20 protein-coding genes and 2 tRNA genes are annotated in these 25,251 nt (G+C 70.7%); 7 read left to right on the top strand and 15 right to left on the bottom strand.

The annotated features are described in order from the left end of the window. Window positions 1-96: 96 nt before the first annotated feature. The 4 genes from rfbC to rfbB all read right to left on the bottom strand — a co-directional run bounded on the left by rfbC (window position 97) and on the right by rfbB (window position 3,522). Window positions 97-642, bottom strand: a complete 546-nt coding sequence (gene rfbC, locus D7V77_RS13450) for a dTDP-4-dehydrorhamnose 3,5-epimerase (protein ID WP_120576679.1) — start codon at window positions 640-642, stop codon at window positions 97-99. Next, window positions 639-1,520: a glucose-1-phosphate thymidylyltransferase RfbA gene (gene rfbA / locus D7V77_RS13445; RefSeq protein WP_120576678.1), complete on the bottom strand. Its 882-nt coding sequence runs from the start codon at window positions 1,518-1,520 to the stop codon at window positions 639-641. The genes rfbC and rfbA overlap by 4 nt, the downstream gene beginning before the upstream one ends. 72 nt (window positions 1,521-1,592) lie before the next feature. Further along, window positions 1,593-2,492 (bottom strand): SDR family oxidoreductase, encoded by a 900-nt coding sequence (locus D7V77_RS13440; RefSeq protein WP_120565563.1) that lies wholly within the window; start codon window positions 2,490-2,492, stop codon window positions 1,593-1,595. A 4-nt stretch (window positions 2,493-2,496) separates the two neighbouring features. After that, entirely contained in the window at window positions 2,497-3,522 is a 1,026-nt protein-coding gene (rfbB, locus tag D7V77_RS13435) for a dTDP-glucose 4,6-dehydratase (RefSeq protein ID WP_120576677.1), read from the bottom strand. A 114-nt stretch (window positions 3,523-3,636) separates the two neighbouring features. Here rfbB and D7V77_RS13430 point away from each other — a divergent pair, with 114 nt between their 5' ends. The 6 genes from D7V77_RS13430 (at window position 3,637) to D7V77_RS13405 (ending at window position 9,374) form a co-directional block, all read left to right on the top strand. Beyond that, window positions 3,637-5,283, top strand: coding sequence for a glycosyltransferase (locus D7V77_RS13430; protein ID WP_120576676.1), 1,647 nt, complete (start codon window positions 3,637-3,639; stop codon window positions 5,281-5,283). Then, window positions 5,273-5,800 (top strand): hypothetical protein, encoded by a 528-nt coding sequence (locus D7V77_RS13425; RefSeq protein ID WP_120576675.1) that lies wholly within the window; start codon window positions 5,273-5,275, stop codon window positions 5,798-5,800. The genes D7V77_RS13430 and D7V77_RS13425 overlap by 11 nt, the downstream gene beginning before the upstream one ends. 64 nt (window positions 5,801-5,864) lie before the next feature. Next, a complete protein-coding gene (locus tag D7V77_RS13420; RefSeq protein WP_120576674.1) occupies window positions 5,865-6,776 on the top strand; it encodes a bifunctional 2-polyprenyl-6-hydroxyphenol methylase/3-demethylubiquinol 3-O-methyltransferase UbiG in 912 nt (303 codons plus the stop codon). 59 nt (window positions 6,777-6,835) lie between these two features. Further along, entirely contained in the window at window positions 6,836-7,534 is a 699-nt protein-coding gene (locus D7V77_RS13415) for a glycosyltransferase family 2 protein (RefSeq protein WP_120576673.1), read from the top strand. After that, window positions 7,534-7,950, top strand: a complete 417-nt coding sequence (locus D7V77_RS13410) for a DUF2304 domain-containing protein (RefSeq protein ID WP_233596966.1) — start codon at window positions 7,534-7,536, stop codon at window positions 7,948-7,950. Before D7V77_RS13415 ends, D7V77_RS13410 begins: the two co-directional genes overlap by 1 nt. Window positions 7,951-7,976: 26 nt before the next feature. Then, window positions 7,977-9,374, top strand: coding sequence for a DUF2142 domain-containing protein (locus D7V77_RS13405; protein ID WP_120576672.1), 1,398 nt, complete (start codon window positions 7,977-7,979; stop codon window positions 9,372-9,374). A 63-nt stretch (window positions 9,375-9,437) separates the two neighbouring features. On the opposite strand, the gene D7V77_RS13400 is transcribed toward D7V77_RS13405, so the two are convergent. From D7V77_RS13400 to D7V77_RS13350, 11 genes are all read right to left on the bottom strand, one after another. Further along, the gene (locus D7V77_RS13400; RefSeq protein WP_120576671.1) at window positions 9,438-13,055 is read right to left on the bottom strand and encodes a class I SAM-dependent methyltransferase; all 3,618 of its coding nucleotides are present in this window, start codon (window positions 13,053-13,055) and stop codon (window positions 9,438-9,440) included. A 150-nt stretch (window positions 13,056-13,205) separates the two neighbouring features. Then, window positions 13,206-15,512: a glycosyltransferase gene (locus tag D7V77_RS13395; RefSeq protein WP_147452061.1), complete on the bottom strand. Its 2,307-nt coding sequence runs from the start codon at window positions 15,510-15,512 to the stop codon at window positions 13,206-13,208. Between the two features lie 61 nt (window positions 15,513-15,573). After that, window positions 15,574-16,995 carry a glycosyltransferase family 2 protein gene (locus D7V77_RS45695; RefSeq protein WP_147452060.1) on the bottom strand — a complete coding sequence of 474 codons (1,422 nt, stop codon included), beginning with the start codon at window positions 16,993-16,995 and terminating at the stop codon, window positions 15,574-15,576. Continuing rightward, complete coding sequence (locus tag D7V77_RS13385; RefSeq protein ID WP_233596965.1) at window positions 16,992-17,789, bottom strand: glycosyltransferase family 2 protein; 798 nt, start codon at window positions 17,787-17,789, stop codon at window positions 16,992-16,994. Before D7V77_RS13385 ends, D7V77_RS45695 begins: the two co-directional genes overlap by 4 nt. A 50-nt stretch (window positions 17,790-17,839) precedes the next feature. Beyond that, the gene (locus D7V77_RS13380) at window positions 17,840-19,150 is read right to left on the bottom strand and encodes an ABC transporter ATP-binding protein (RefSeq protein WP_120576667.1); all 1,311 of its coding nucleotides are present in this window, start codon (window positions 19,148-19,150) and stop codon (window positions 17,840-17,842) included. Beyond that, window positions 19,147-19,926, bottom strand: a complete 780-nt coding sequence (locus D7V77_RS13375) for an ABC transporter permease (RefSeq protein WP_120576666.1) — start codon at window positions 19,924-19,926, stop codon at window positions 19,147-19,149. The genes D7V77_RS13380 and D7V77_RS13375 overlap by 4 nt, the downstream gene beginning before the upstream one ends. 155 nt (window positions 19,927-20,081) lie before the next feature. Continuing rightward, a tRNA-Gly gene (locus tag D7V77_RS13370) sits at window positions 20,082-20,156 on the bottom strand. A 30-nt stretch (window positions 20,157-20,186) separates the two neighbouring features. Further along, window positions 20,187-20,261, bottom strand: a tRNA-Gly gene (locus D7V77_RS13365). 85 nt (window positions 20,262-20,346) lie between these two features. Beyond that, complete coding sequence (gene pgsA / locus D7V77_RS13360; RefSeq protein WP_120576665.1) at window positions 20,347-21,036, bottom strand: CDP-diacylglycerol--glycerol-3-phosphate 3-phosphatidyltransferase; 690 nt, start codon at window positions 21,034-21,036, stop codon at window positions 20,347-20,349. An 11-nt stretch (window positions 21,037-21,047) separates the two neighbouring features. After that, on the bottom strand, window positions 21,048-22,808 hold the full coding sequence (locus tag D7V77_RS13355; RefSeq protein ID WP_120576664.1) for a tetratricopeptide repeat protein: 1,761 nt from the start codon (window positions 22,806-22,808) through the stop codon (window positions 21,048-21,050). Then, the gene (locus D7V77_RS13350; RefSeq protein WP_120576663.1) at window positions 22,765-23,454 is read right to left on the bottom strand and encodes a transglycosylase SLT domain-containing protein; all 690 of its coding nucleotides are present in this window, start codon (window positions 23,452-23,454) and stop codon (window positions 22,765-22,767) included. Before D7V77_RS13350 ends, D7V77_RS13355 begins: the two co-directional genes overlap by 44 nt. 89 nt (window positions 23,455-23,543) lie before the next feature. Between D7V77_RS13350 and nadB the strand changes: the two genes are divergently transcribed. Further along, a complete protein-coding gene (gene nadB, locus D7V77_RS13345; protein ID WP_120576662.1) occupies window positions 23,544-25,130 on the top strand; it encodes an L-aspartate oxidase in 1,587 nt (528 codons plus the stop codon). Window positions 25,131-25,251 lie beyond the last annotated feature (121 nt).

The following is a 25,251-nucleotide window of genomic DNA, read 5'->3' as shown; positions in this document are numbered from 1 at the left end:
CTCCGCTGGGACGCAGCTCGCCCCCCTGCCTGCTCACCGCGCAGGGGGCGGGGAATGACAAGCCCCCGCGCCACGCCTGCCCGGCCGCCCTTCGCGTCAGAAAACGGGCAGCACGGGCGCGTCCTTCAACCGGGGCGCGCGCTGATCCTTCGCCGACAAGAGCGGCTGCTTCACCGGCCACGGGATGGCCAGGTCCGGATCATCCCAGGCCACGCTCCGCTCGGACTCCGGGGAGTACAGCGCGGTGCACTTGTAGAAGAAGTCCGCCGAGTCGCTCACCACGCAGAACCCGTGCGCCAGGCCCGCCGGTACCCAGAGCTGATGCTTGTTCTCGCCCGTCAGCTCCGCGGCCACCCAACGGCCGAACGTGGGGGACCCCTTGCGGATGTCCACCGCCACGTCCCACACCGCGCCCGCCAGGCACTGCACCAGCTTGCCCTGCGCGTTCGGCTCCTGGAAGTGCAGGCCTCGCAGCGTGCCCTTCACCGAGCGCGACAGGTTGTCCTGCACGAACGGGCCGACCACCCCCACGTCCGCGTAGCGCTTCGCGTGGAAGGACTCGAGGAAGAAGCCCCGGTCGTCGCCGAACACCTTCGGCTCGATGAGCAGGACGTCCGGAATCGCCAGCGGGGTCACCTTCACGACACCGCCCCCCGCTTCTCCACCAGGTCCAACAGGTACTGGCCGTACTCGTTCTTGCGCATGGGCTCCGCCAGCGCCGTCAGCCGCTGCTCGTCGATGTAGCCCATGCGGAAGGCGATCTCCTCCGGACAGGCCACCTTGAGGCCCTGACGGCGCTCGATGATCTCGATGTAGTTGGATGCCTGCATCAGCGACTCGTGCGTGCCGGTGTCCAGCCACGCGTAGCCGCGTCCCATCAGCTCCACGTTGAGCTGGCCGCGGCGCAGGTACTCCGCGTTGACGTCGGTGATTTCATACTCGCCGCGCTTGCCCGGCTTGAGGTTCGCCGCGATGTCGATGACCTGGTTGTCGTAGAAGTACAGGCCGGTGACGGCGTAGTGCGACTTGGGCTTCGTCGGCTTCTCCTCGATGCTGACGGCCTTGTGCTGGGCGTTGAGCTCCACCACGCCGTAGCGCTCCGGATCCTTCACGTAGTAGCCGAACACCGTGGCGCCCTGCGTGCGCTTCGACGCGCGCTGGGTGAGCTCCCCCATGCCGTGGCCGTAGAAGATGTTGTCACCCAGGATGAGCGACACGGGGTCATTGCCCACGAAGTCGCGGCCGATGACGAACGCCTGCGCCAGGCCCTCCGGACGCGGCTGCTCGGCGTACTGGAGGCGGATGCCCCACTGCTCTCCGTCGCCCAGCAGCTCGCGAAAGCGCGGCAGGTCCTGCGGCGTGGAGATGACGAGGATCTCCCGGATGCCCGCCAGCATCAGCGTCGTCAGCGGGTAGTAGATCATCGGCTTGTCGTAGACGGGCAACAGCTGCTTGCTCACCACGCGCGTCAGTGGATACAGGCGCGTGCCCGAACCCCCGGCCAGAATGATTCCCTTCATGCGTGCTCCCCTGTGTTCCACGGCGCGGCCGCGAAACGGATGCGCGCGGCCCGGCCGCCACGCGCGCGATGCTCAACCGGCGCGGTGCGCCTTCCAGGCCGCGTGGAAGCGCGCCAGGGACTCCGCCAGCTCCAGCGGCTGGGCCTTCAGCTCCGTGCGCACCTTGTCCGTCTTGAGGCCGCTGCGCAGCGGACGGGGGCTGGCCAGCTTCAGGTCCGCCATCCGCGTGGGCGTGATCAACGACGCGTCGAAGCCGAACACCTCGCAGAGCGCCCGGCCGAAGCCCACCCGGTCGATGACCGTGCCGCCGCAGGTGTTCCACACGCCACCGAGCCGGCGCTCACCCAGCTCCACCAGCATGGCGGCCACGCTGTCCGCGAAGCTGGGGGACACCACCTGGTCCTCGAAGAGCTTCACCGGCTGGCCCTTCTCCAACGCCCCCACCAACCACGCCCCGAAGTTGGGACGCCCCGCCGCCGGCCAGCCGTACACCACGGCCGTGCGCGCGATGGCGCAGCCCGGCGCGAACACGCGCGCCGCCTGCTCGGCCATGTGCTTGGTCAGCGCGTACACGCCACGAGGGTTGGGCAGCGCGTCCTCGGAATACGGCCCCGCGTCCCCGTCGAAGACGTAGTCCGTGGAGACGTGCACCAGGTGCGCGCCCGCGAGCTTCGCCGCGCGGGCCACCGCAGCGGTGGCGTGGACGTTCGCCGCGTAGGCCGCGTCCGGATCCTTCTCACACGCGTCCACTTCCGTCATGGAGGCGGGGTGGATGATGGCCTCCGGACGGGCCTGGGCGATGGCGGCGGCCACGTCCTGCTCGCGCGTGAGGTCCACCTCCACGTAGCCGTGCGTGCCGCCCGTGCGCCGGGGACCGCGCCCCAGGCCCACCACTTCGTGACCGCGCTCGGTCAGCTGCGCGCAGACGCGGCTGCCCACCAGGCCGTTGGCTCCCGTGACGAGAAAGCGCATGGCGTCAGCCCCGCCCCTGCAGACGGGCCTTGTACTGGGTGTCGAAGTACTGGCGATAGGCGCCGCTGGTCACCCGCTCCCACCAGGCGCGGTTCTCCATGTACCAGGTCACCGTGTCCGCCAGCCCCTGCTCGAAGGTGTGCTTCGGCTGATAGCCCAGCTCCGTGCGGATCTTCGTGGGGTCGATGGCGTAGCGGCGGTCATGGCCCGGCCGGTCCGCCACGTACTGGATGAGCGACTCGGGCTTCTTCAAGAGGCCCAGGATGCCCTTGACGATCTCGATGTTGCGGCGCTCTGAGCCGCCGCCGATGTTGTAGACCTCGCCCGCGCGGCCCTTCTCCAGCGCCACCAGCAGGCCCTGGCAGTGGTCCTCCACGTGGAGCCAGTCGCGCACGTTGGCGCCGTCGCCGTAGACGGGCAGCGGCTTGTCGTGCAGCGCGTTCACCACCATCAGCGGGATGAGCTTCTCCGGGAACTGGTAGCGGCCGTAGTTGTTCGAGCAGCGCGTCACCACCACGTCCATCTTGAACGTGTGGTGGTAGGCCAGCGCGATCAGGTCCGAGGACGTCTTGGAGGCCGAGTACGGGCTGGAGGGCTGCAGCGGAGAGGTCTCCGTGAAGGCGCCCGTGGGGCCCAGCGAGCCGTAGACCTCGTCGGTGGAGACCATCAGGAAGCGCTTCACGCCCCGGGCGCGGCAGGCCTCCAGCAGCTGCTGGGTGCCCAGCACGTTGGTGTTGATGAATACCTCCGGGCCCAGGATGGAGCGGTCCACGTGGCTTTCGGCCGCCAGGTGCATCACGGCGTCAATGCCGTGCTGGACGATGAGGTGTTCCACCAGCTCCCGGTTGGCGATGTCGCCGCGCACGAAGACGTGCTTCGGGTCACCTTCCAGGTCGGCGAGGGTCTCGAGGTTGCCCGCGTACGTGAGCTTGTCGAGGTTGATGATCTTCCAGTCGGGCCGCTCGCGGCGCAGGTACTTCACCAGATTGGAGCCGATGAAGCCGCAGCCCCCTGTCACCAGGACGTTCATTGACAAGCCACCACTCGCACTTCGAGAGAAAGCGCCCTCCGTAGCGGAGGCGAGGATCCCCGTCAAGGCAAGCGCGCGACCACTTGTGGCCGGTCCGGGCCAGGGGTAAATGCCATGCCCAACGTGAGCCTCTGGAACAGCAAGCGAGGGACCGCGTCCTCGAGCGCCGGAGCAATCCACCAGCTCGTGCCGCGGCTGGCCTGGGGCGACGCCGTGGGCAACCAGGTGCGCTACCTGCGAAACCTCCTGCGCGGATGGGGATACGCGTCGGAGATCTACGCCGAGCAGTGGGACGAGGCGTGTCGCGACGAGGTGCGCCCCGCCCTCGACTACGCGCGCGACGCGGGCCGGGACACCGCGCTGCTCGTCCATCACAGCTTCGAGTCGCGGCTGGTGCCGCTGGTGGCCAAGGCGAAGGGCCGCAAGGCGCTGCTGTACCACAACGTCACGCCCGAACGGTTCTTCGAGGGCACGGACCGCCACGTCGCCCGCGGCTGCATGCTGGCGCGCGAGGAGCTGCTCCAGCTGCGCGAGCACGTGACGCACGCCTGGGCGTACTCGCACTTCAGCGTGGAGGAGCTGTCCGCCGCCGGCTATCCGGACGCGAGCGTCCTGCCCTTCGCGGTGGACTGGAACGCGTTCAACGTGCCGCCAGACACGGCCCTGCGCGAGCAGGTGGAGGACGGGTGCGCCAACGTGCTCTTCGTGGGCCGCACGGTGCCCAGCAAGCGGTTGGAGGACGTGCTGCGCGTCTTCACCGCCTACCAGCGCCTGTACCAGCCCAAGAGCCGGCTGCTGGTCGCGGGGACGCTCTACAGCAGCGCGCCCTATGACGCGTCCGTGCTGGCGCTGCGCGAGCAACTGGGCCCGGATCGCGTGGTGTTCCTGGGCCGCGTGGACGCCGCGCAGCTGTCCGCGTGCTTCGCCTCCGCCACCGCGTACCTCTCCATGAGCCGCCACGAGGGCTTCGGCGTGCCGCTCTTGGAGGCCATGTACCGGGGCGTGCCGGTGGTGGCCTACGGCGCCGCGGCGGTGCCGGAGACCATGGGCGGCGCGGGCCTCACCACCCTGTCGGACGACCCCGCGCAGGTGGCGGGGCTGCTGGCGGTGCTGGAGCGCGACCCCGCCCTGCGCTCGCGGGTGGTGGAGGCGCAGCGCCAGCGACTGGCATCCCTGGACCAGCAGTCCGTGGCCCAGCGCGTGCGCGAGGCGCTCATGCCCTTCCTCCAGGGGGATGCGCCCCCGGCCCGTCCGCCCGCCGCGCCCGCCGTCACCGTGGTGTGCCCGGGCTTCGACGCCGCGCCGGATGCGCCCATGTCCCAGCTGGCGCGCGCGGTGGTGGACCGGCTGCCGGACGCGAGCCTGTGGACGGTGCGCCGTCAGGTGCTGCCCTTGCAGCTGGCCCCGAGCGATGAGCGCGACGGCGTGACACGGGTGCGGCGCTTCACGCCTGACGAGCCGTGCTTCGGGTTGGATGGGGTCAGCCCGCCGTCGTCGTCGCTGGAGACGGGCGTGCGGTGCGCCCCGGGGCCGTTGCTGTTCGCGGGTGCTGGTGAGGAGGTGGCCCGGCGCACGGTGTCGCGGCTACCGCCGGACTCGCGCGTTGCGGGCATCTGGGAGCCTCGCCGCGCGCCGGACGCGGGCGTCAAACAGGTCCTGGGAAAGAGGCTATGGGAGCTCACCCCGGGGGGCGACCTGACGTCGCTGGCGGCGGAGCTGGCAAGGGAGCTGGACGTGGGAGGACGCCCGCATGCGCGCTGAAGACCTCATCACCGGCGACCCCACCGTGAAGGCGGTGCTGGAGTCCCTGGAGCGGCTGCCCACGCCCGAGCCCGAGAAGGTGGAGGCGCTGCGCAGACGCCTCGCCGCCACCCAGGGCCCGGCCACCAGCCCCGCGTGGCCCCCGTTCCTGGAGGGCGCGCGGCTGAAGCGCGACGCGCGCTACGCGGACCCACCTTCGTCCCACCGGCCCGTGGTGGGGCCCGCGCTGGTGATGGCCAAGCGCGCCTTCCGGCTGGCGTTCCAGCCCTTCATCAACGAGGCGCTCCGGCGGCAGGTGGAGTTCAACGAGGCCATCCTGGACGCGCTCGCGCTCATCCACGAGCACCAGCGCGTCCAGGCGCGCACGCAGTCCCTGTGGCGCCAGGAGGTGGAGCGACAGCTGGAGCAGCTGACGTCGCGCCAGCCTGCCGCGACGCAGGAGCCTTCGCCGAAGCCGTCGCCAGAGCCCACGCAGGAGCCGTCGCGCCGTGGGCCCTCGCGGCGACGGGGCCGCTAGCCGGCCTGGAACCCTGGCGGACACGTGACGGGGGACGCGCGGAAGCGGTAGGGTGCCGCCCCCTATGTCCGCCCCCTCCTGTCCCGCCTGCGCTTCGTCCTCGCTCCGACCGTCCTTCCAGGGCCCCCGGCTGGACGTGGAGACCTGCGCGAGCTGTGGCCACCGCGTGGCGACCCACCGCGCGCCGCGCAACACCGCCGACTACCACGCGCAATACGACAGCGGCGGCTTCATGGACTCGCTGCGCGTCACGCGCCAGCGCCAGGCCCGGAGCATCGTCGAGCGCCTGCGCCGCCACATCCCCCAGCCCTCGCGGCTCCTGGACTTCGGTGCGGGCCGGGGCTGGTTCCTGGAGGGCTGCCGCGAGGCGGGCGTCCAGGAGCTGGCCGGCGCGGACATCTCCGAGCTGTCCGTCAACCTGATGCGCGACGCGGGCATCCCCGCCATGCGCCTGCCCCTTCCGGAGGGCGGACAGTGGCACCTGCCCCTCCAGGACCTGCCCTTCCGTCCACGCATCCTCACGCTACTGGACGTCGTGGAGCACTTCCCGGGTGCGCACCTGACGGACATGGTGCGCCACCTCGTCACACAGCTGGCGCCCGAGCTGGAGTGGGTGGTGCTGAAGGTGCCGGTGGCCAGCGGCCTGCTCTACCGCGTCTCCCGTGCCATGGCCGGCGTGGCCTCGTCGGGGCTGCTGGAGCAGCTCTACCAGGCCGGCACCTTTCCTCCGCACGAGAGCTACTTCACCCACGACTCCATGGAGGCCCTGCTCCCGCGCGTGGGGCTGGAGCGCGTGGACGCCTTCGGGGACCTGGACTTCGAGGCCGACAGCCTGGCGGACAGGGCGCATGCCCTGCGGAAGCTCCCAAGGCCGCTCGTCTCCCTGGCGGGCCAGGGGCTCGGCGCCGTGGCCCGGGGCCTGAGCCTGGAGGACGCGGGTATCTTCATCGCTCGCGTGAGCGGGAACCGGGCGTAGCGGGTTGTTCCGGCGTGCCGGGTAACGGTAGAAGCCCGGAAGACGCAGGAGGGGGCTGAATGGACACCCGACAGGGCCTCATCGTGTTGCTGGCCTTCAACGAGGAGGAGTGCATCGGCTCGACGGTGGCGGAGCTGCGCGAGGCGCTGCCTGAGTTCGACGTGCTCGTCGTGGACGACGGCTCACGCGACGCCACGGCGCAGCGCGCGCGGGACTGCGGAGCGAGGGTGCTCAGCCATCCCTTCAACCTGGGCGTCGCCGCGGGCGAGGCCAGCGGCCTGCTGTTCGCGTCCCGCAACGGGTACGAGCACGTCATCCGCATGGACGGCGACGGGCAGCATGACCCGGCGTCCGTGCCCGCGCTGCGCGAGGCGCTCCAGTCGGGCGTGGAGCTGGTCATCGGCAGCCGCTTCGCGGGCGTCACCAGCTTCCGCTCCACGTGGCTGCGCCGCTTCGGCAACCAGTTCCTGGCGAGCCTCCTGTCCACGCTGAGCCACCACCGCATCACCGACCCCACCTCCGGCTTCCGGGGCTTCGGTCCGCAGGCGATCCGCTTCTTCGCGCGCGTCCACCCGCACGACTACCCGGAGCCGGAGAGCGTGCTGATGGCGGCACGGCAGGGCTTCGCCATCGCGGAGGTGCCGGTGCGCATGCGCCCGCGCCTCACCGGCACCAGCTCGCTGACGCCGTGGAAGTCGGCCTTCTACATGGCGAAGGTGTCCTTCGCCCTGCTCATGGAGCGGGTCCGTCCCGTCTGATGCCCATGCTTCGCTCCAGCCTCATCGGCGTGGCCTTCGCGGCCGCCTTCGCCTTCAGCGTCCTGTGGTCGGCCCGGGGCCGGCGCACCAGCGAGCGGCACACCTTCGCGTGGCTGCTGGTGGCGGTGGCCATCGCGGGCCTGTCGCTGTGGCGCCAGGGCATCGACGCGCTGGCGACGGCCATGGGCATCTACTACGCCCCGTCCGCCCTCTTCTTCATCGCCCTGACGTGCCTCATGTGGCTGGTGTACCGGCTGAGCCTCCAGGTGGCCGACCAGCGCCAGCAGCTCAAGCGGCTGGCCCAGGAGGTCGCCCTGCTCACCTCCGCGGAGGCCGAGCGCGTCGCGCGTACACAGCCCCGTCCTGAAGTCATCTCCCCCGCCGTCGCCGCCCATCGCGACTCGCACGCCGTCTGAGGGCCCACCGGGCCCATCCCTTCTCCATGCTTCCGTCTTCACCGCCCCCGTCTCCGCTGCGTCCGTTCTTCATCGCGCCCGTCGTGGCCTTCCTCGTCGTGGCCGCCGTGCTGGGCGCGGTGCTGAGCTTCCTCACCCCGCCGTTCCAGGTGGCGGACGAGCCCGCGCACTTCTACCGCGCGTACCAGGTCTCCGAGGGACAGCTGACGGCCACGCGCATCCCGGTGGGGGACGCGGGCGGGCAGCTTCCGCGCAGCATCGTGCGGGTGGCGCAGGAAGTGTCCGACGGAGTGGGCGGCCATCCCGAGGTGCGCCAGGACCGGCAGCGCCTGAGCGACGCGATGCACGCGGCGCTGGCGCCCCAGGACACCCAGGAGTGGCGCTTCGCCGCGTCCGCCATCTACTTCCCGCTGGTCTACTTCCCGCAGTCGTTGGGCATGGTGCCCGCGCGGCTGTTGGAGGCGTCCCCGGTGGCGGTGCTGTGGGCGGGCCGGCTGGGCAACGTGCTGGTGGCGCTGTTGCTCACCGCGCTGGCGCTGCGGCTGATGCCCTTCCAGCGGTGGGCCTTCGCGCTGCTGGCGCTCACGCCCATGGTGCTCTTCCAGCGCGCGTCGGTGTCCGCGGACCCCATCACGATGTCAGCGTGCCTGCTGCTGGTAGCGCTGTCGCTGCACTACACCTTCGCGCACCCGGGGCCGCTGGGCGCGAAGCAGCTGGGGCTGCTGCTGGCGAGCGCGGTGTTCGTGGCGCTGTGCAAGCAGGCCTACCTGCCGCTGTCGCTGGTGTTCCTGCTGCTGCCGCTCACCCGCCTGGGGACGCGCGGCCGCTACGCCCTGGCCCTGGCCGCCATCGTCGCCGTGCCCGCGCTGCTCCAGTTCGCGTGGTCCTCCACCGTGCGGGACATCTTCCGCCCCAGCGAGGTGGTGGCGCAGGTGGCCCACATCCGCGCGCACCCCTTCCAGGTGCTGGGCGTGCTGGTGAGTGACTTCTGGAGGCGGCTGCCGGACTTCCTGCATCAGGGCGGCGGCGTGCTGGGCTGGCTGGACACGCCAGTGCCCCGCCCTGCCCTCTTCGCCCTGGCCGCGTTGCTCTTGGGAGTGATGGTGCTGGACGCTGACGGGGCCGCGCCGAAGGTGGGCTGGCGCGAGCGCGCGGTGGCGCTGGGAGTGGCGGTGGCGGGCGTGCTGGCCATCCAGGCCATGCTGTACCTGGCGTGGACGGCGCCGGGCGCGAACCACGTGGACGGAGTGCAGGGCCGCTACCTGCTGCCCTACACGCCGCTGCTGGTGGTGGCGCTGGCCCCGCCCGCCTGGGCACCGCGCACGCTGACGCGCTTCAAGCCGGTGCTCATCGCCTGCTTCATCCTGCTCACCGCGGCGGTGACGCTCACCACGGTGTACCAGCGCTACTACGGCCCGGCGTAGGGCCTGAAGGCTTCCGCACTTCCAGGAGCCACCCCGCCTCCAGGCAGGGTGGCTCCGTCCGGTTCAGCGCTGAATGGCCGTGGCGCTGGCGTCTTCGCGGGCCGCGCCTCGGGCCGCCGGATTCACCAGGCCGGACAGGAGCCCGTGGAGTTCCTTGGCCTGGGTCTCGTAGTCGCGCACGGTGGTGCGCTGGGCGTTCGGGGCGCGCGACAGACGCTCCGGGTGGGCCACCAGGTCGCGCAGCACGCGGCGGAAGCCGTCGGCGTCGGCCATGTCCAGGACGTTGCCGTTGACGCCCTCCACGATGTCCTCGCTGACGCCGCCTGACGCCGTGGTGACCACCCACACGTTACGGGCCATGGCCTCGCGCACCGTCAGGCCGAAGCTCTCCTTGCACTGCGAGGGCATCAGCAGCACGTCCACCCCGTCGAAGAAGGCGTCCATCCCGTCCTGATCATACGGAGGCACCACCTCCACCTTCCCCTTCACCTTCCATTCCTTCGCGTCGATGGAGGCCGACCCCATGCGCAGCTGGATGTCGGTCATCTTCAGGACCCAGCCGGACTCCGGCACCGACTCCAGGATGTCCTTGAGCCAGAAGTACCCCTTGTGCACCGCGTGGCCGCCCAGGTAGGCGAAGCGCACGGGGGCGTTGGCGGGGCGCGGGGCGCGCGCACGCGTGGGCAGCAGCACGCCGTTCTTGTTCACGACGATGCGCTCCGGCGCGACGCCGTTGGCGATGTAGAGCTGGCGCTGGAACTCGCTGGGCGCCATCAGCAGGGCCGCGCCATCCAGCACCTTGCGCAGGGCGAACGTGCGCTTGAAGGTGAAGCGCGAGTCCGGCACGCACTTGGTGCACACGCGCAGGTCGATGCCCTTCTGGCCGCAGTACGTGGCGTCCTCGCGGACCATGAACTGCCGCTCGCACAGCCACCACGCGTCGTGCACGGTGATGGTGTACGGGATGCCCTCCGCGGCGCACGCCGTGGCGAGCGCGGAGCTCAGGAGCTGGATGGAGTGGAAGTGCACCACGTCCGGGCGCACCGCCTTGAGCACCTGGGTGAAGGTCTCCCCCATGCGCGGGTTCTGGTACTCCTGGGCGCGGTCGGTGAGGGCCGGCACCTGGGTGGCGATGACCGGCAGGCCCAGCGCCTCGTAGCGCACCACCGAGTAGGCGGGCAGCGGCGAGTTGAGGATGCCGGTGAACACGGTGACGTCGCAGCCCTCCGCCTTCAGCTGGTGCGCCAGCTGCTCCGTGACGACGGTCGCCCCACCGAAGCTCAAGGGCGCGAAGAGGATGTTGGCTTCCAGGACCTTGAGGCGCGGAGGCGGCGCGGGCGGCAGGTGCTGGAGGATGGGCTGGAGCCGCTCCGTGGCCACCACCGCCGGGTGGTAGCGCGCCATCACGCTGCGGTGGGCCTCCTCGCCCATGCGCTTGCGCAGTGACGCGTCCTGCACCAGCGCGGACAGCCCGGACTCCCACTCCTCACGGGTGGTGGCGACGAAGCCGTTGCGGCCGTGGTCGATGATCTCCCGGAACGGCCCGGAGCCGGAGCACACCGCGGGCACGCGGAAGATGGACGCCTCGATGAACTTGATGTTGCTCTTGGCGTCGTTGAAGACCGTCGTCTCCAGCGGCGCGATGGAGATCTGCCAGGACGCGAGCGCGCGCAGGTAGTCATCCGCGTCCAGGAACGGGATGCGGAAGACACGGTCGGAGAAGCGCTCGAAGCCCGCCGGCAGCTCCAGGAAGCCGTGGATGGCCAGGCGCACGTTCGGATGGCGCTCCATCACCGCGAGGATGGCGTCCGCGGCGATGGCGAAGTCGGCGTCGTGCGTGCGGGTGCCGCTGCCGTAACCGATGGTGACCGTGTCCGCGTCCACCGCGGGCGGGCGCGCTTCCATCTCCCGGGCCAGCTCCAGGATGCCGTCGTCCAGGCAGTTCTCGACGACGTAGACCTTGCCGGAGATGACGCGGGCCATCTGCTCCGCGATGGTGGGCGTGCTGGCGATGGCGTGCTCACACAGGCTGAGCGCCTTGCGGTAGAGCTTCGCGCCGTTGAGCAGCAGCTCGCGCTCGTTCTCCGGCAGCCGCTGCACGTTGGTGTTCTTCTGGTACTCCTCCACGTCGAAGATGAGGTCGTCGACGTCGAAGAAGTGCGGGACGCCCAGGCGCTTGGTCTCCGCCAGCAGCTCCTCCACGCCAGGGAACGCGGGCACCCGGTAGTAGATGACCAGGCCGTGGAACTGGAGCGCGGCCTTGCACTCCTCGTGGTCGTTCCAGCGCAGGACGGTGACGTCGTACCCGAGCCGGTGGAACATGGCGACCTTCTGATCCACGCGGTAGCGCTTGCACTGGGGCAGCGACAGCTCCGCGATGATCAGGATGCGCCGGCCCAGACTGGCCTGGGAGAGCTGCGTCAGCGGCGCGGTCCACGGAGCCGGGGGCGCGAGCGGCGTGCTCGGGGCCACGACCGAGGCGATGGAGGCGGTGGGCGCGACGGGGGCGGCAGGCGTGAGGGCGGCCTTGGCGGCGCGCAGCGCCTTGAGCGCGCCCTGCTTCGCGGGCAGCTTGATCAGCTTCGCGCCCACCTTGTGCAGCGTGCCCTTGCTCTTCTGGTAGAGGTGGCCGCGCTTCGTGCCGGGGGGCAGCACGCGCTCGCGCATGGCCCAGTAGCGGTTGATGGCCTTCCACGCGAGGCTGCCGTTGATGTGCGCCAGCTCCGAGCCCTGGCGCGCGACGTGCGCATCCAGTTCGTAGATGCGGGCGTTCTTGCGGCCCAGCTCCTCCTGGAGCATCCGCTGGGCCAGGCCCTGCCGTGCGAGCCGGCCTTCGAACTCGCGCAGGGTGCTGGCGGTGTCGCGTGCCGCTTCACGGGCGGCATCCAGCTCCGCCTGGAGCTGCTGCGCCTGGCGCGCATGGTCCGCGGCCTGCTGTTCCTTCTGGCCGTAGGCGTCGCGCAGGTGCTGCCGGTGCAGCAGGAGCGTCAGGCGCCCGCCTAGCGTGGCGAAGGCCTGCCGCACGTGTTCACGTTCCGCGTCCCGGGTGCTCGTCAGCGCGAGCATCCCTTCCGGCTGCTCCGGGCCCACGGCGAGCACGCCCAGACCGAAGCCGTGCTCGAACTCGAAGGAGGGATACTGGCCCCGGAGCTCCTCCCACAGTTGCCAGACGCCGAAGTTGCGCTCGTGCACGTGGGTGTCGTGGAAGAGGATGACGCCGCGCGCGCTCATCTTGGGGCGCCAGTGCTCGAAGTCCGCCTTCACCTGCGCGTACTCGTGGCAGCCGTCGATGTGGAGCAGGTCGATGGAGCCGTCCGCGAACTGGCTCAGGGCCTCGTCGAAGGTCATCTGGTGCAGCTGGGAGAACCGGCTGTAGAGCGGGTCATGGTGCGCGCGCAGGTCCGCGAGCACGTCCGCCCCGTAGAAGCCCGCGTGCGGGTCACCCTGCCAAGTGTCCACCGCGTGGCAGCGCGTCTCCAGCTTCAGCGCGTCCACCGCCTGGCAGAACGCGGAGTAGGACACGCCGGTGTGCGCACCCAGCTCCACCAGCGTCGCGGGACGCAGCAGGTCCATCAGGAACATCGCGAACGGGACGTGCTCCACCCAGGCTGAGGAGGCCAGCAGCCGCAGGGGCTGCGTGAGGCAGAGGGGGTGTTCCAGGGGATTGAGCTGTGGATGCATGTTGGTGGCGTCCGGAAGGCCGACCCTCGCTGCAGGCAAGGCACGCCCCCCTCTCCTTGGCGGATGTCCTCCATGTCACCCCCCTCCGGGAGCGTCAAGGCTGGCAGCCCGCCCGCTCCCCATGGGAGGAGGCGCGTTCGCTGTTCATTTCTACGGTGTCTGGAGAAAGCCGAGGCGCGGATGTCCGGTGGGGTCGGTCCGTCCCGCGCGGGCCCACGCGTCACGGAGCCGGTCGGCGTCGTGGGTGGCCTCGGGTGCGTCGTCCTGGGAACGGGTGCGCACGAGTCGCGCGTGGGGTGCGTAGAGGACGCGCAGCCCGGCTTCGCCCGCGCGCAGGCACAGGTCCATGCCCCGTCCCTCATTGGAGGTGAACGCCGCGTCCCAACCTCCGAGCGACTCCAGGACCTCGCGGCGGATCATCGCGCAGGCGCTGGAGACGGCGCGCACGTCCCGCGGCCAATGCGATCCACCGAATGCGCCGAGCGTGGGATCGAACAGCCCCGCGAAGGGACGCAGTACCCGGCCCTCTGCGTCGAAGCGCAGCCCGGCCTCCAGCACCAGGCCCCAGGGAGAGACGATGCGCGCGCCCACCACGCCGACGCCGGGGCGCGAAGCCTGCGACGCGAGCTCCCGCAGCCACCCCGGTCCGGTCGGGAGCGTGCCTGCCTCCAGGACGAGGATGAGTTCGCCCCGGGCCTCGCGCAGCAACTGGTTCGCCACTGCGCCCGGGGTCGCGGCCGCGGCCACCTGGACGCGGATGGCGTTGCCGGTGGAGGAAGCCGCTGGAGACGAAACAGGGACGCGGACCTCCACGTCCAGGTCGTCCGTGAAGGCGAGGAGCGCCGTGAGCTCGGCCTCGGTGGGCGCTTCTGACAGCAGCACGGACACCCGGGGACGGCCCACGAGCGGGTGGCGGATCCGGTACAGCCCAGGCGAGACCGTCTCCACCGAGACGCCCTCCCCCATGCGCGCCAGATGCTCCGCCACGGCCCTGCGGCCTGCGTCGGAGGCCGCGGGCTTCGCGCTGGCGTCCGTGGCCGTGGAGCCGGGCAGCGTCCTCCAGTGGTAGAGCACGCGGGGGATGTGCTCGAAGTGACGCGTGCGCTCCATCAGGCGCAGCAACAGGTCGTGGTCCTGCGCCCCCTCGAAGCCCGGGCGGATGCCTTCCACCTCACGCAGCAGCGATGCACGCACCACGAGGAAGTGGCACACGTAGTTCACCGCGCGCAGCAACTCCGGAGACAGCGACGGCTTCAGGTAGGGCGCGAAGCGCAGCCCCTGCGCGTCCACCTTGTCCTCGTCCGAATAGACGACGTCCGCGTCCGGCGCTTCACCCAGCCGCAGCGCGACCTCGGCCAGCGCGTGCGGCGCCAGCAGGTCGTCGTGGTCGAGGAAGCCCACGTAGTCGCCGGTGGCCAGGGCCAGCGCGGCGTTGGTCGCGCGGGCGATGCCCTGGTTCGACTCCAGCCGCTCGAAGCGGATCCGCGCGTCGCCGGCCGCGGCCTCTCGCAGCGTGTCCGCCACCGCCGCCGAGCGTGAGCCGTCGTCGACGATGCACAGTTCCCAGTGCGGATACACCTGCGCGCGCACGGACGCGACGCATGCGCGGAGGACGTCCACCGGCGTCTCCCAGGCGGGCGTGACCAGACTGATCAGCGGCCGGCGCTCCAGCCGGGCCAGCGCGGCGGTCGCGTCGCGGACCTCGTGGGCTTCTCGCTCCAGGGCGTCGCGCGTGTACCCGACCGGCGCGGGCAAAAGCACGGCCGGACGGGCCACGCCCAGGAGGCGCCGCAACAGGCGGACGGTCGCGTGATTGAAGGCGACCTGCCGCCGCCACAGCTCGCGCCACAAAGGCAGGCCCACCGCGCCGGCCTCCTGCGCCAGCACGTCGCAGCGGGCCTCCAGCGCGTCCAGTGCCTCAGCGGCACCTTCGGTCCGGAGGGGCCATCCAGGTCTGGACAGCAGGGCCACGACCGCGAGGTTCCAGGCCCGCTGCGCCTCCAGCCCGGGCACGGAGGGAAGCCACCGGCCCACCAAGCCCACGGGCCGCGGATCCGCGAGTCGCCCAAGCTCCTCGCGGGCCAGCTCCGGCAGTGTCCGCTCCGGCTGACGGATCAACGCTCTCAGCCGCAGGTCGAAGCGCAGCTGGCGGTCCAGCACCCAGCGCTGCAAGGGCGAAAGCCCCCGCGTCCCAAAACGTTTGGCGGCGGTGATGACCGGGCCCCAGCGCGCGCGGTGCGACCGCGGCACGTCGAAGCCCAACACCTCGACGAAGATATCGCGCGGCGGATGCGCCCGGCCGCCGGGAGGTCCCGATGTGGCCTGCGCGGAGGAAGAAGTCTTCCGGTCGGCCGAGTCCAACGTCGCGACCTGCGCGGCGGAGAACGGCTTCCGGTCGGCCGACTCCAACGTCGCGGGCTCGTCGGCGAAAGATGACTTCCGATCGGATGGGCCCAACGTCGCTGCCTCAACGCCTGGCGTGCTCCGCGAGCCGTCACTGTCGGCGGTGCCCATCGTCTCAGCGCCCGCTGCCGGATTTGAGCCGGTTCGCCAGGGCCTTGAGCGTGCCGTGGACCCAGGGGATGCCGTGGACGCGGGCATTCAGCATGTCCACCACCCGGTGGCGGAACTCCCGGGCCTGGAGCGTCTCTTCGCGGATCCGCGCCACGACATCCACCCAGGCATCCAGGGGGCGCACCAGCCAGGTCCCCGGAGCCACGGCGACGGCCGGCGGCTCGCGCGGCCCGCGTACCTCGCACGAGGCGATGCCGCCCAGGAACACCGGAGGAAACAGCGCCCCCAGCCGCGCGGGCAGGTCCCCGAGTCCCGACTCCATCGCCACCGGGAAGGGCCCGATGCGACTCCGGTCGATCACCATCGCGTGGACGAGCTCCGGGTGGATCACCAGGTGCTCCACCTCCAGCCGCTCACCCAGCGGGAACGGCACCTTCGCGCGCACGTACGGCGGGGTCCCCTCACCGGACGCCCACTCGGTGCGGAACGCCCGCGCCAACGCCCAGGCCTCGCGGCCCGTCTGGAGCGCGCGCACCAACTCCACGTAGTGACGCGGGTACACCACGCACCGCGCGTCCACGAACGCCAGATACTGTCCCCGGGCCTCGCGCACGGCCTCCGCGTACAGGGCTCCCGAGGGCGCGCGCACGGTGCGAGCCTGGAACGACCCCAGCCTGCCGTAGCGCTCCAGCGCCGCCTCCGCGGCGGACAAGTCCACGCCCTCGGGCGCCGCGAGCAGCAACTCCAACGGCTGCTGCTCCTGACAGGCCAGCGCGAAGAGGGCCTCATCGAGCGCCGCGTCCCGAGTCCCCGGATCCACCGTGACGACGACGCTGAGCAGCCCCGCCACTGGCGCGCGGACGGGCCCATCCGGCACCGCGACGTAGAGCCCCTCCTCCACCTGCGTGGATGGCGACAGCTGGGCCAGCAACGCCCGCAGCGCCTGCGCGGTGTCCTCCGCCAGCGCCGTGCCCCCGGACGCGCACGGCACCACCTCACGGTGAGCCACGCGGTAGCCCGCCTCGGCCAGCCGCCGCAGCATCCGCTGTTCTGAGAGCCCCGCGCGCACCGGCGCCTCTCCCGTCAGCGCGCCCATCAGCGCCCGCGCCGAACCGGCGTTGCGCAAGGTGAACACCAGCTCCGCTCCCGGAGCCTCGCGCCGCAGCGCCTCCAGCCCTTCCTCCAGCACCCGCTCGACCGCGTCGCCCTCGAGCACCACGAGCGTCGGCGCGGGTCCCTTGCCCCGCTTCCACTCCGGCCCCGGCAGCTCCCGCACGGAGCCGCCCCGAGCCCGCAGGGCCTCCGCCAGCGCTGCCGACGCGCCCACCAGGCACACCGCCGCGCCCGCGTGCGCACGCGACAGCACCAGCTCCATCCACCGCGCGGACACGGCGGACGGAGGCGCCTCTTCGGATAGAGCGCTCACCAGCGCCTCCGAGCGAACTCCAGGTGGTGCCTGAAGTCCGCGATGCCCGCGAGCCGCCGCCCGGGCTTGAGGATGTCGGGCGTCTGGAATGGCTCGCCGCCCAGCTGCGCGTACTCCCGCAGGCGGGCGTTCGTGAAGGCCGCGTCACCGTACTTCGCCCCGAGCAGGGCCGCGCTGCGGCGGACCATCCGCTCGCGCACCGGGCTCTCTTCCCGGGTGACGGTGTAGTGGTGCACCAGCGCGGAGGGCGCCACCCGGATGGACAGCCCGGAGGCCCTCGCCCGCCACGACAGGTCCACGTCCTCGCAGTACATGAAGAAGCGCTCGTCGAAGCCACCCACCGTCGCGTGTAGCTTCTTCGTCACCAGCAGCACGCAGCCGCTGCACCAGGGCGTCTCGCCCGTCGCCGGATGGTACGGCTTGGGGTGCTCGTCCGGGAACAGCCGGGCCTCCACCAGCCCCGTGTCCGCCCGCTGATCCGCCACCCGCGCCAGCTCCCGCACGCAGTCCGGGTGCAGGAGTCCATCCGGGTTCACGCAGACGTAGTACCGCGCTCCGCCCGAGCCGAAGGCCTCCGTCATCAACCGGTTGTGCGCGGCCCCGAAGCCCAGGTTCCTCCCGGCGTGCCGGTAGTCCGCTTCAGCGTCCAGCCGCGCCACCCGCGCGCGCAGCGTGTCGTCCGGCGAGTTGTCCATCCAGACGACCCGGAACGCGGGCGCACCCGGGACCTCGCGGTTCCACCGGAGCGACTCCCACAGTCGCTCCAGCTCCCGCTCCGGGTTCCGGTAAAGCACGATGCCCAGCCAGATGCCCGGCCCTCCCCCATTCGCCGAAGCAGGGCCGCTCACGAGCCGACGTCTCGCACTGGCGCCACGCGAGCCGCGGCGCCCTCCACGATCCACCGGTGCGGAGGCCGCGTCAGGCCTCCGTCCCGCACGCTGGAGCGCACCTCGAAGGCGCACGCCGCCTCGCGCTTCTCCCGCACCTGCCCTGCACGGTCGCGCACCACCACCGTGAACGCATAGCGCCCCGCGGTGAGGCCCAGCCGGTCCACCACGAAGCGCACCGTCCCGCTGCCGGCCGCCGCCGCGCAGAAGGGCACGTCCTCCGCGAACGTGTCCGTGGCGTGCACCAGCACTCCGTCCGCCCGGGAGAGCTCCAGCCCCAGGCCCAGCTCCGGCGCGGGCGTGCGCGCGGTGTACGCCACGCTCAGCTCCAGGCCGTCCTCGGTGTCCACGAACTCCACCGCCGCGCCGTCCCGGCCCAGCAGCCGCACCGCGTCCACGGTGAGCGGAGACGGTTCGGCCTGGGGCGCCGCCAGCGACGGCAGCGCACCGCCATCCGACGCCAGCGCGGGCGCCTCCATGGACATGCCGCGCTCTTCCGCCAGCGCCACCGCGCGGCGGTAGCTGCGGATGACGTCCGCGGGCGGACCGAACTCGCGGATGCGCCCGGCGTCGATCCACGCGCCCAGGTCGCACCAACGCTCCAGCGTCCCCAGGTCGTGGGTGACGATGACGATGGTCTTCCCGGCCCGCTTGAACTCCGTCATCTTCGCCAGGCTCTTCTTGCCGAAGTGCTCGTCACCGACGGCGAGGATCTCGTCGATGATGAGGATGTCCGGATCCACGTGCGTGGCCACGGAGAACGCCAGGCGCATGTACATGCCGCTGGAGTAGGTGCGCACCGGCTCGTCGATGAAGTCGCCCAGCTCGCTGAAGGAGATGATCTCCTCCATGCGCGCCTTCACCTCCGCGCGCGACATCCCCAGGATGATGCCGTTGATGAGGATGTTCTCCCGGCCGGAGAAGTCCGGGTGGAAGCCCGCGCCCAGGTCCAACAGCGCGCTGATGCGCCCGTTGATGTCGATGGTGCCCGTGGTCGGCGTGTAGATGCCGGAGATGAGCTTGAGCAGCGTGCTCTTGCCAGAGCCGTTGCGCCCGATGATGCCCACCGTCTTGCCGCGGGGCACCACCAGGTCAATGCCCCGGAGCGCTTCGATCATGGACTTGCCGTCCGTGTCGCGCTGGCCACGCAGGAGGCGGATGAGCTCCGACTTGATGGTGGTGTACTCGCGCCGGATGGTGCTCTTCCGGAAGCTCTTCACCACGTTGCGGAGCACGATGGCGTCCGGAGACGCAATGGCGCTGGTCATATGAACTCCGCGAAGTCCTCGCGACGGCGCTCGAAGATGCCCGCCGCCACCCACAGCAGCGCAGCGGAGATGCCCATCCACATCAGGAGCGGGCCGGGCTGCGGCAGCTGGTGTTCGTAGAAGATGGCCTGGTACGACGTCACCATCACCGCCATGGGGTTGAGCAGCACGATCGGCCCCCGGGCCGCCTCTGGCAGCGAGTCCACCCGGTAGAACACCGGCGTGACGAAGAACCACATCGTCAGCAGGTTGGCGATGATCTGCTGCAGGTCCCGGAACGTCACGTTGAGCGCGGACACGATGTAGACCAGCGCCACCGTCATGCACAGCTGCGTGAGCAGCACCACCGGGAACGCCACCACGTGCCAGCTGGGCACGTAGCCCAGCAGCAGCCCCAGCGCGACCATCAGCGGCAGGGACAGCACGTAGTTGCACAGGTTGGTCACCACCACCGTGGCCGGCAGCACCTGCGCGGGGAAGCGCACCTTGGTGAGCAGGTCGCGCCGGTCACTGATGGCGCTGGCCCCCGTCCCCAGCGACGTGGAGAACCAGATCCACGGGAGCAGACCTATGAAGACGAAGAACGTGTACCCGGGGATCTTCTGCCGCATGTAGACGGTGAAGAGCAGCGAGTAGACGCCCATCTGGAGCATCGGGTTGAGGAACGTCCAGAAGAAGCCGAGCACCGAGTTCCGGTACCGCGCCTTCAGCTCGCGCTGGGTCAGGCTGAGCAGGAGGCCCCGGTACTGGTAGAGCTCACGGAGGTTGCGAAGCATGCGGCGCCATCCATACCTCATGCCCCCGGAAGGTGTCAGGCATGGGACTCCAGCCATCCGCGCGAAAGCCCGTCTGGCCGGCAGCCCTCGCGCGCCCTCGGAGAGGCCATTTTGGCAAAGAAAAAGGCCCCCTGGTTTCCCAGAGGGCCTTTGATTGGAGCGGGAAAAGGGATTTGAACCCTCGACCCTCGCCTTGGCAAGGCGATGCTCTACCGCTGAGCTATTCCCGCATCAGGTACTGCGGTGCTGCGTGCTTCGTTTGGAGCGGGAAAAGGGATTTGAACCCTCGACCCTCGCCTTGGCAAGGCGATGCTCTACCGCTGAGCTATTCCCGCATCAGGTACCGCTGTGTTGCTTGCCACCCGCCGGTCGGTGCCGCGCCGGAGGTGGGGTGCGATATACAGAGGCCCTTCGGACACGTCAAACACTTTTCGCATCCGGATCCGTGCTGCCCCGGCGGGCGAGCATGTTGAGGAACGCGCGGAAGTAGACGACCGCGCTCCACACGGAGAACGCACCCGACAGGTACACCAGCACCTTGCCCACCTGGTTGTAGTCCACCGTGACGACGCGGAAGCCCACGTCCAGCGGGTGCACATAGTGGACGCACAGGGAGATGATCCCCACCAGCTGGAGGGACGTCTTCCACTTCCCCTCCTGCCCCGCGGCGATGACCATGCCTTCACTGGCGGCGATGGTGCGCAGGCCGGAGACGATGAACTCGCGGGCCAGCAGCACGATGACGACCCAGGCGGCGATGCGGCCCAGGCGCACCATCATCACCAGCGCGGCCATGGCGATGAGCTTGTCCGCCAGCGGATCCATGAACTTGCCGACGACAGTGATGAGGTTCCAGCGGCGGGCCAGGTAGCCGTCAATCACGTCGGTGATGGCGGCCACGGCGAACACCAGGCCGGCCAGCAGCGAGTGCAGGGGGTCCGCGTCGTAGGTGAGCCAGACGAACACGGGGATGAGGAGGATGCGCCCCAGCGTCAGCATGTTGGGCAGGTTCCAGAACTCCTGCACCAGGATGCTGGGACGGCGGGACGCGCGGCGGCGGGCCCGCTCCTCGCGCTTGCGCTGCTTCCTGAGGGCTCGCTCGGTGGCCATGGGCGCGCGTTCTACCGGACCCCGAGTGCGATGAGGGCAAATCCTTCACCGCCCAGCTCCACCGCCGCCTTCAGTGTCTCCCCGGCAGCGGATGTCACGAGCGGCACCACGCGGGGCGTGAGGTTGCCCACCCAGCCCACCAGGTGCGTGAGGGGCACCGTCACCGGCTGGTCCATGGCCACCGGCACCGAGCGCAGCGGGCCCGTCAGGCTGAGCAGCACCCGCCCCTGCCCGCGCAGGTGCACCAGGTCCAGGTCCTGGGCCAGGTCCGACGGCACGCGGCCGTTCTCGAAGACGACGGGCTCCTCGAAGGCGAAGACGCAGGCGTCGCGCAGGTAGACGGACTCGTCGTCCAGGGAGACAGCCACCCACTGCCGCCCGGACGCGGGCTCCAGGTGCAGCGTCCCCTGCCCCCGGGCGCGCACCATGGACTGGTCGCCCTCGCCAAAGGGCTTGTCCGTGGCCCGGCCCCGGAAGCGCTTCATCTCCGGCTCGAAGGTGACCTGCCCGCGCACGGCGATCAGCCCCTCCAGGCGCGTGAGCAGCTCGCCCTCCACCGCGAGCGCCATTGCCGACGCACCTTGGGTGAAGGGCTGGCCCGGCACCGCGCCCGGCAGCGCCACCGAAGGCACCCACGCGGTGAGCACCGGCGGATTCGCGCCCGTTCCGGCCTCAGGCGACGAAGGCGGTTCGGCGGAGTGGGTCACCTGAAGCGACCCGATGGACCGGGTCAGCTGGATCGGCTCGGCAGACTGAGTCGCCGGGGGCGGCTCGCTCGTGGCCAGCGCGGCGAAGGTCTCCGCGAAGGCGTCGACGGGCTCCGACTCCAGGTCGGACGCGAGGACGGGCGGCTCCTCGGAGACCTCGATCTCCTCCGACACCGGCGTGGGGGGCAGCTCGTCGGCGACCTCGACGTCGTCACCGGAGGTGTCCGCGTCCGTGGTGGCGGCGAGCTCCGCGTCTTCGTCAAAGAGGCTCTCGCCCGCGGCCAGGCTGGGGTCCTCGTCCTCCTGGACCTGGGTCGCGGCTCCCGAGGTGAAGGCGTGGTCATCCGTGGGAGCAGGAGGGCCCTCGTCCTCCGCGAAGCGCATGTCGTCGTCCGGCGGCTTCGCGGCGACCTGGGGCGGCGGCGCGGCGGCGGTGCGAGGACTGCGCGGCGCCTCATCCAGACCGAACTGGGCACCCCAGTCACTCTCGCCGGAGGCGGACGCAGGCGGCGCGGCGGTCTCCTCTTCCTCCTCGCGCGGACGGGCCGGCATGGGGGCGGCGGGCGGACGGCTGTAGACCTCCCCCGCGATGGCGCGCGACATCTTCTCCGCCATGGCGTCGCTGCCGGACAGGAGGAAGTGCTCGCGCGCGCGGCCGTACTCGCCCATCTGGGCGAAGGTCAGGCCCAGGTAGTTGTGGGCCTTCTTGTGGTCCGGGGCCAGGTCGGTGGCGGTCTCGAATTCACGCGCCGCGCGCTGGAGCGCGTTCGTCTTCAAGTAGACGAGCCCCAGGTTCACGCGCAGCGTCGGGTCCACCGGGTTGTCCCGTACGAGCATCTCGTACAGGTCGGCGGCGCGATCGAAGAGGCCCAGCTTGAAATACGTCAGGCCCAGGAGGTTCTGGGCCTTCTCATGGCGCGGCTGGAGCTGGTGCGCACGCTCCAGGAAGTCCTTCGCTTCGGTGACCTTGCCGGCGCCCAGCAGCTCGCTCCCGCGATGGAGCTGCTGCAGGAACTCCTCGTCATCGGGGCCCGGCGGCTTCGTCCCCTTCGTGCGCGTCGTCATTCTCGGGTGTGGGCTCACGGCTGCTGGCCTCGGCCTGGGCGAGCCGCTCGCGCTCCTTGTAGTGTTGGTAGAGCTGGAGGACCTTGCGCACGTAATCCTGCGTCTCGGCGTACGGCGGCACCTGGCCTCCGTACTTCTTCACCGCGTCCGGCCCAGCGTTGTACGCGGCGACCATCTTCACCATGTCGCCGTCGAACATGTTGGCCAGGACGCGCAGGTAGCGCACGCCGCCCTCGATGTTTTCCTTCGAGTCGAAGATGTCCTTCACGTACATATCCGACGCGGTGCCCGGCATGAGCTGCATCAACCCGCTGGCGCCCTTGTGGCTGAGCGCGTTCGGGTTGAAGTTGCTCTCCGTGTGCATGATGGCGCGCACCAGCGCGGGCGGGATGCGGTAGCGCAGCGCCGCGGTGGTGATGTGCGGATCCAACTCCGTGGGCGTCCGCGAGCGGCCCCGCACGGGAGCGGACTTGGCCGGCGCGGGCGTGAAGGTCCCGGACAGCTTGCGGGCCTTGCGCGCGCCTCCGGGAGGCACGTTCGTGTAGACGATGGTGCCGTCCTTCTCCACGTAGCTGTAGATGCCGTCCGAGGCGGCGGCCGGCAGGGCGGCGGTCAACAGGACGACGAGGGCGGTCAGGACACGCATGGCGGCGGTGCGAAACCTTAGACAACACCCGGAAAGTCCTCAAGAAAACGCCTTGTTTCCAGCACTTACCGCCATTAAGCCTGTTGGCCATGCCCCATCGGTTCGATTTCCTGGTCATGGGCGGCGGCGTGGCCGGACTGTCGTTCGCCCTGCAGGCGGCCCGGCACGGCACGGTCGCCGTGCTCACCAAGCGCGAGCGCGGCGAAGGCAACACCGCCTACGCCCAGGGGGGCATCGCCGGTGTGCTCTCCCCCACGGACACCTTCGATTCGCACATCGAGGACACGCTCGTGGCGGGCGCGGGCCTGTGCCACCGCGACGCGGTGGAGGTGACGGTGCGGGAGGGGCCCGCGCGCCTCAAGGAGCTGGTGGCGCTGGGCGCTGCGTTCGATCAGCGCGGCGGCGAGTTCGACCTCACGCGCGAAGGTGGCCATTCCGCCCGCCGGATCATCCACGCGGGTGACATCACCGGCCGCGAGGTGCAGCGCGCGCTGCTGGCCGCGTGCGACGCGCAGCCCAACATCACCTTCTTCCAGAACACGGCCGCCATCGACCTCATCCTGGACCGGCGTCCGCACACCCCGGCCGGCAGCCGGTGCCTGGGCACGTACGCGCTGATGGAGGACGGCTCCATCGAGCGCTTCCTCTCCAAGGTCACGGTGCTGGCCACGGGTGGCGCGGGCAAGGTGTACCTCTACACGTCCAACCCGGACGTCGCGACGGGCGACGGCGTGGCCATGGCGTACCGCGCGGGCGCGCGCGTGGCGAACATGGAGTTCTACCAGTTCCACCCCACGTGCCTCTTCCACCCGGAGGCCAAGAGCTTCCTGATCAGCGAAGCGCTGCGCGGCGAGGGCGGCAAGCTGCGGCTCAAGGGCGGCCAGACGTTCATGGACCGCTACCACCCCATGCGGGACCTGGCCCCGCGTGACGTGGTGGCGCGCGCCATCGACGCAGAGCTCAAGCGCACGGGCAATGACTGCGTCTACCTGGACATGACGCACCTGGGCCGCGCGTACCTCACCGAGCGCTTCCCCAACATCTACGCCACCTGCAAGGCCTTCAACATCGACATGGCGGTGCAGCCCATCCCCGTGGTGCCCGCGGCCCACTACCAGTGCGGCGGCGTGGTGACGGACCTGCACGGGCGCACCAACATCCCGGGCCTCTACGCCATCGGCGAGGTGTCCTGCACCGGCCTGCACGGCGCGAACCGGCTCGCCTCCAACTCGCTGCTGGAGGGCCTGGTGTACGGCCACCGCGCGGTGCAGGTGGCGGCGGAGGAGCTGTCCTCGCTGACGCTGCCGAAGGAGGACCCGCCGGCCTGGGACTCCGGCAGCGCGGTGGACTCCGACGAGAGCGTGGTCGTCACCCACAACTGGGATGAGATCCGCCGGCTGATGTGGAACTACGTGGGCATCGTCCGCACGGACAAGCGGCTGATGCGCGCGCGGCGGCGGCTGGAGCTCTTGCGCGAGGAGATCCGCGACTACTACTGGCGCTTCAAGGTCACCCGCGACGTCATCGAGCTGCGCAACATCGCGGAGGTGGCGCACCTCATCGTGGACTGCGCCAGCCGCCGCAAGGAGAGCCGGGGCCTGCACTACACCCTGGACTACCCCCACACGGACGAGCACCAGGGCACGCGCGACACCATCCTTTCGCGGGAGCTGTGAGAACCCATGTCCCGTCCGCGCCGCATGCTGGATGACCTCCCCGGCCCCTCCGGGCTGGGAGATGAGCAGGACAACGCGCCACGTGGACAGGGCGGGGACGGACCGCCCCCGGGCCCCCAGC

Source organism: Corallococcus sp. CA041A (assembly GCF_003612075.1).
Lineage (GTDB): Bacteria > Myxococcota > Myxococcia > Myxococcales > Myxococcaceae > Corallococcus > Corallococcus exiguus.
The sequence above is the reverse complement of the archived record's forward strand: the minus strand, read 5'-3'. Positions and strand labels throughout refer to the sequence as shown.

Coding starts and splice junctions, on each gene's coding strand:
- rfbA (WP_120576678.1), bottom strand. CDS start 1,520: ATGAAGGGAATCATTCTGGCCGGGGGTTCGGGCACGCGCCTGTATCCA.
- D7V77_RS13440 (WP_120565563.1), bottom strand. CDS start 2,492: ATGCGCTTTCTCGTCACGGGAGCCAACGGCCTGGTGGGCAGCCGCGTC.
- rfbB (WP_120576677.1), bottom strand. CDS start 3,522: ATGAACGTCCTGGTGACAGGGGGCTGCGGCTTCATCGGCTCCAATCTG.
- D7V77_RS13430 (WP_120576676.1), top strand. CDS start 3,637: ATGCCCAACGTGAGCCTCTGGAACAGCAAGCGAGGGACCGCGTCCTCG.
- D7V77_RS13425 (WP_120576675.1), top strand. CDS start 5,273: ATGCGCGCTGAAGACCTCATCACCGGCGACCCCACCGTGAAGGCGGTG.
- D7V77_RS13420 (WP_120576674.1), top strand. CDS start 5,865: ATGTCCGCCCCCTCCTGTCCCGCCTGCGCTTCGTCCTCGCTCCGACCG.
- D7V77_RS13415 (WP_120576673.1), top strand. CDS start 6,836: ATGGACACCCGACAGGGCCTCATCGTGTTGCTGGCCTTCAACGAGGAG.
- D7V77_RS13410 (WP_233596966.1), top strand. CDS start 7,534: ATGCCCATGCTTCGCTCCAGCCTCATCGGCGTGGCCTTCGCGGCCGCC.
- D7V77_RS13405 (WP_120576672.1), top strand. CDS start 7,977: ATGCTTCCGTCTTCACCGCCCCCGTCTCCGCTGCGTCCGTTCTTCATC.
- D7V77_RS13400 (WP_120576671.1), bottom strand. CDS start 13,055: ATGCATCCACAGCTCAATCCCCTGGAACACCCCCTCTGCCTCACGCAG.
- D7V77_RS13380 (WP_120576667.1), bottom strand. CDS start 19,150: ATGACCAGCGCCATTGCGTCTCCGGACGCCATCGTGCTCCGCAACGTG.
- D7V77_RS13375 (WP_120576666.1), bottom strand. CDS start 19,926: ATGCTTCGCAACCTCCGTGAGCTCTACCAGTACCGGGGCCTCCTGCTC.
- pgsA (WP_120576665.1), bottom strand. CDS start 21,036: ATGGCCACCGAGCGAGCCCTCAGGAAGCAGCGCAAGCGCGAGGAGCGG.
- D7V77_RS13355 (WP_120576664.1), bottom strand. CDS start 22,808: ATGACGACGCGCACGAAGGGGACGAAGCCGCCGGGCCCCGATGACGAG.
- D7V77_RS13350 (WP_120576663.1), bottom strand. CDS start 23,454: ATGCGTGTCCTGACCGCCCTCGTCGTCCTGTTGACCGCCGCCCTGCCG.
- nadB (WP_120576662.1), top strand. CDS start 23,544: ATGCCCCATCGGTTCGATTTCCTGGTCATGGGCGGCGGCGTGGCCGGA.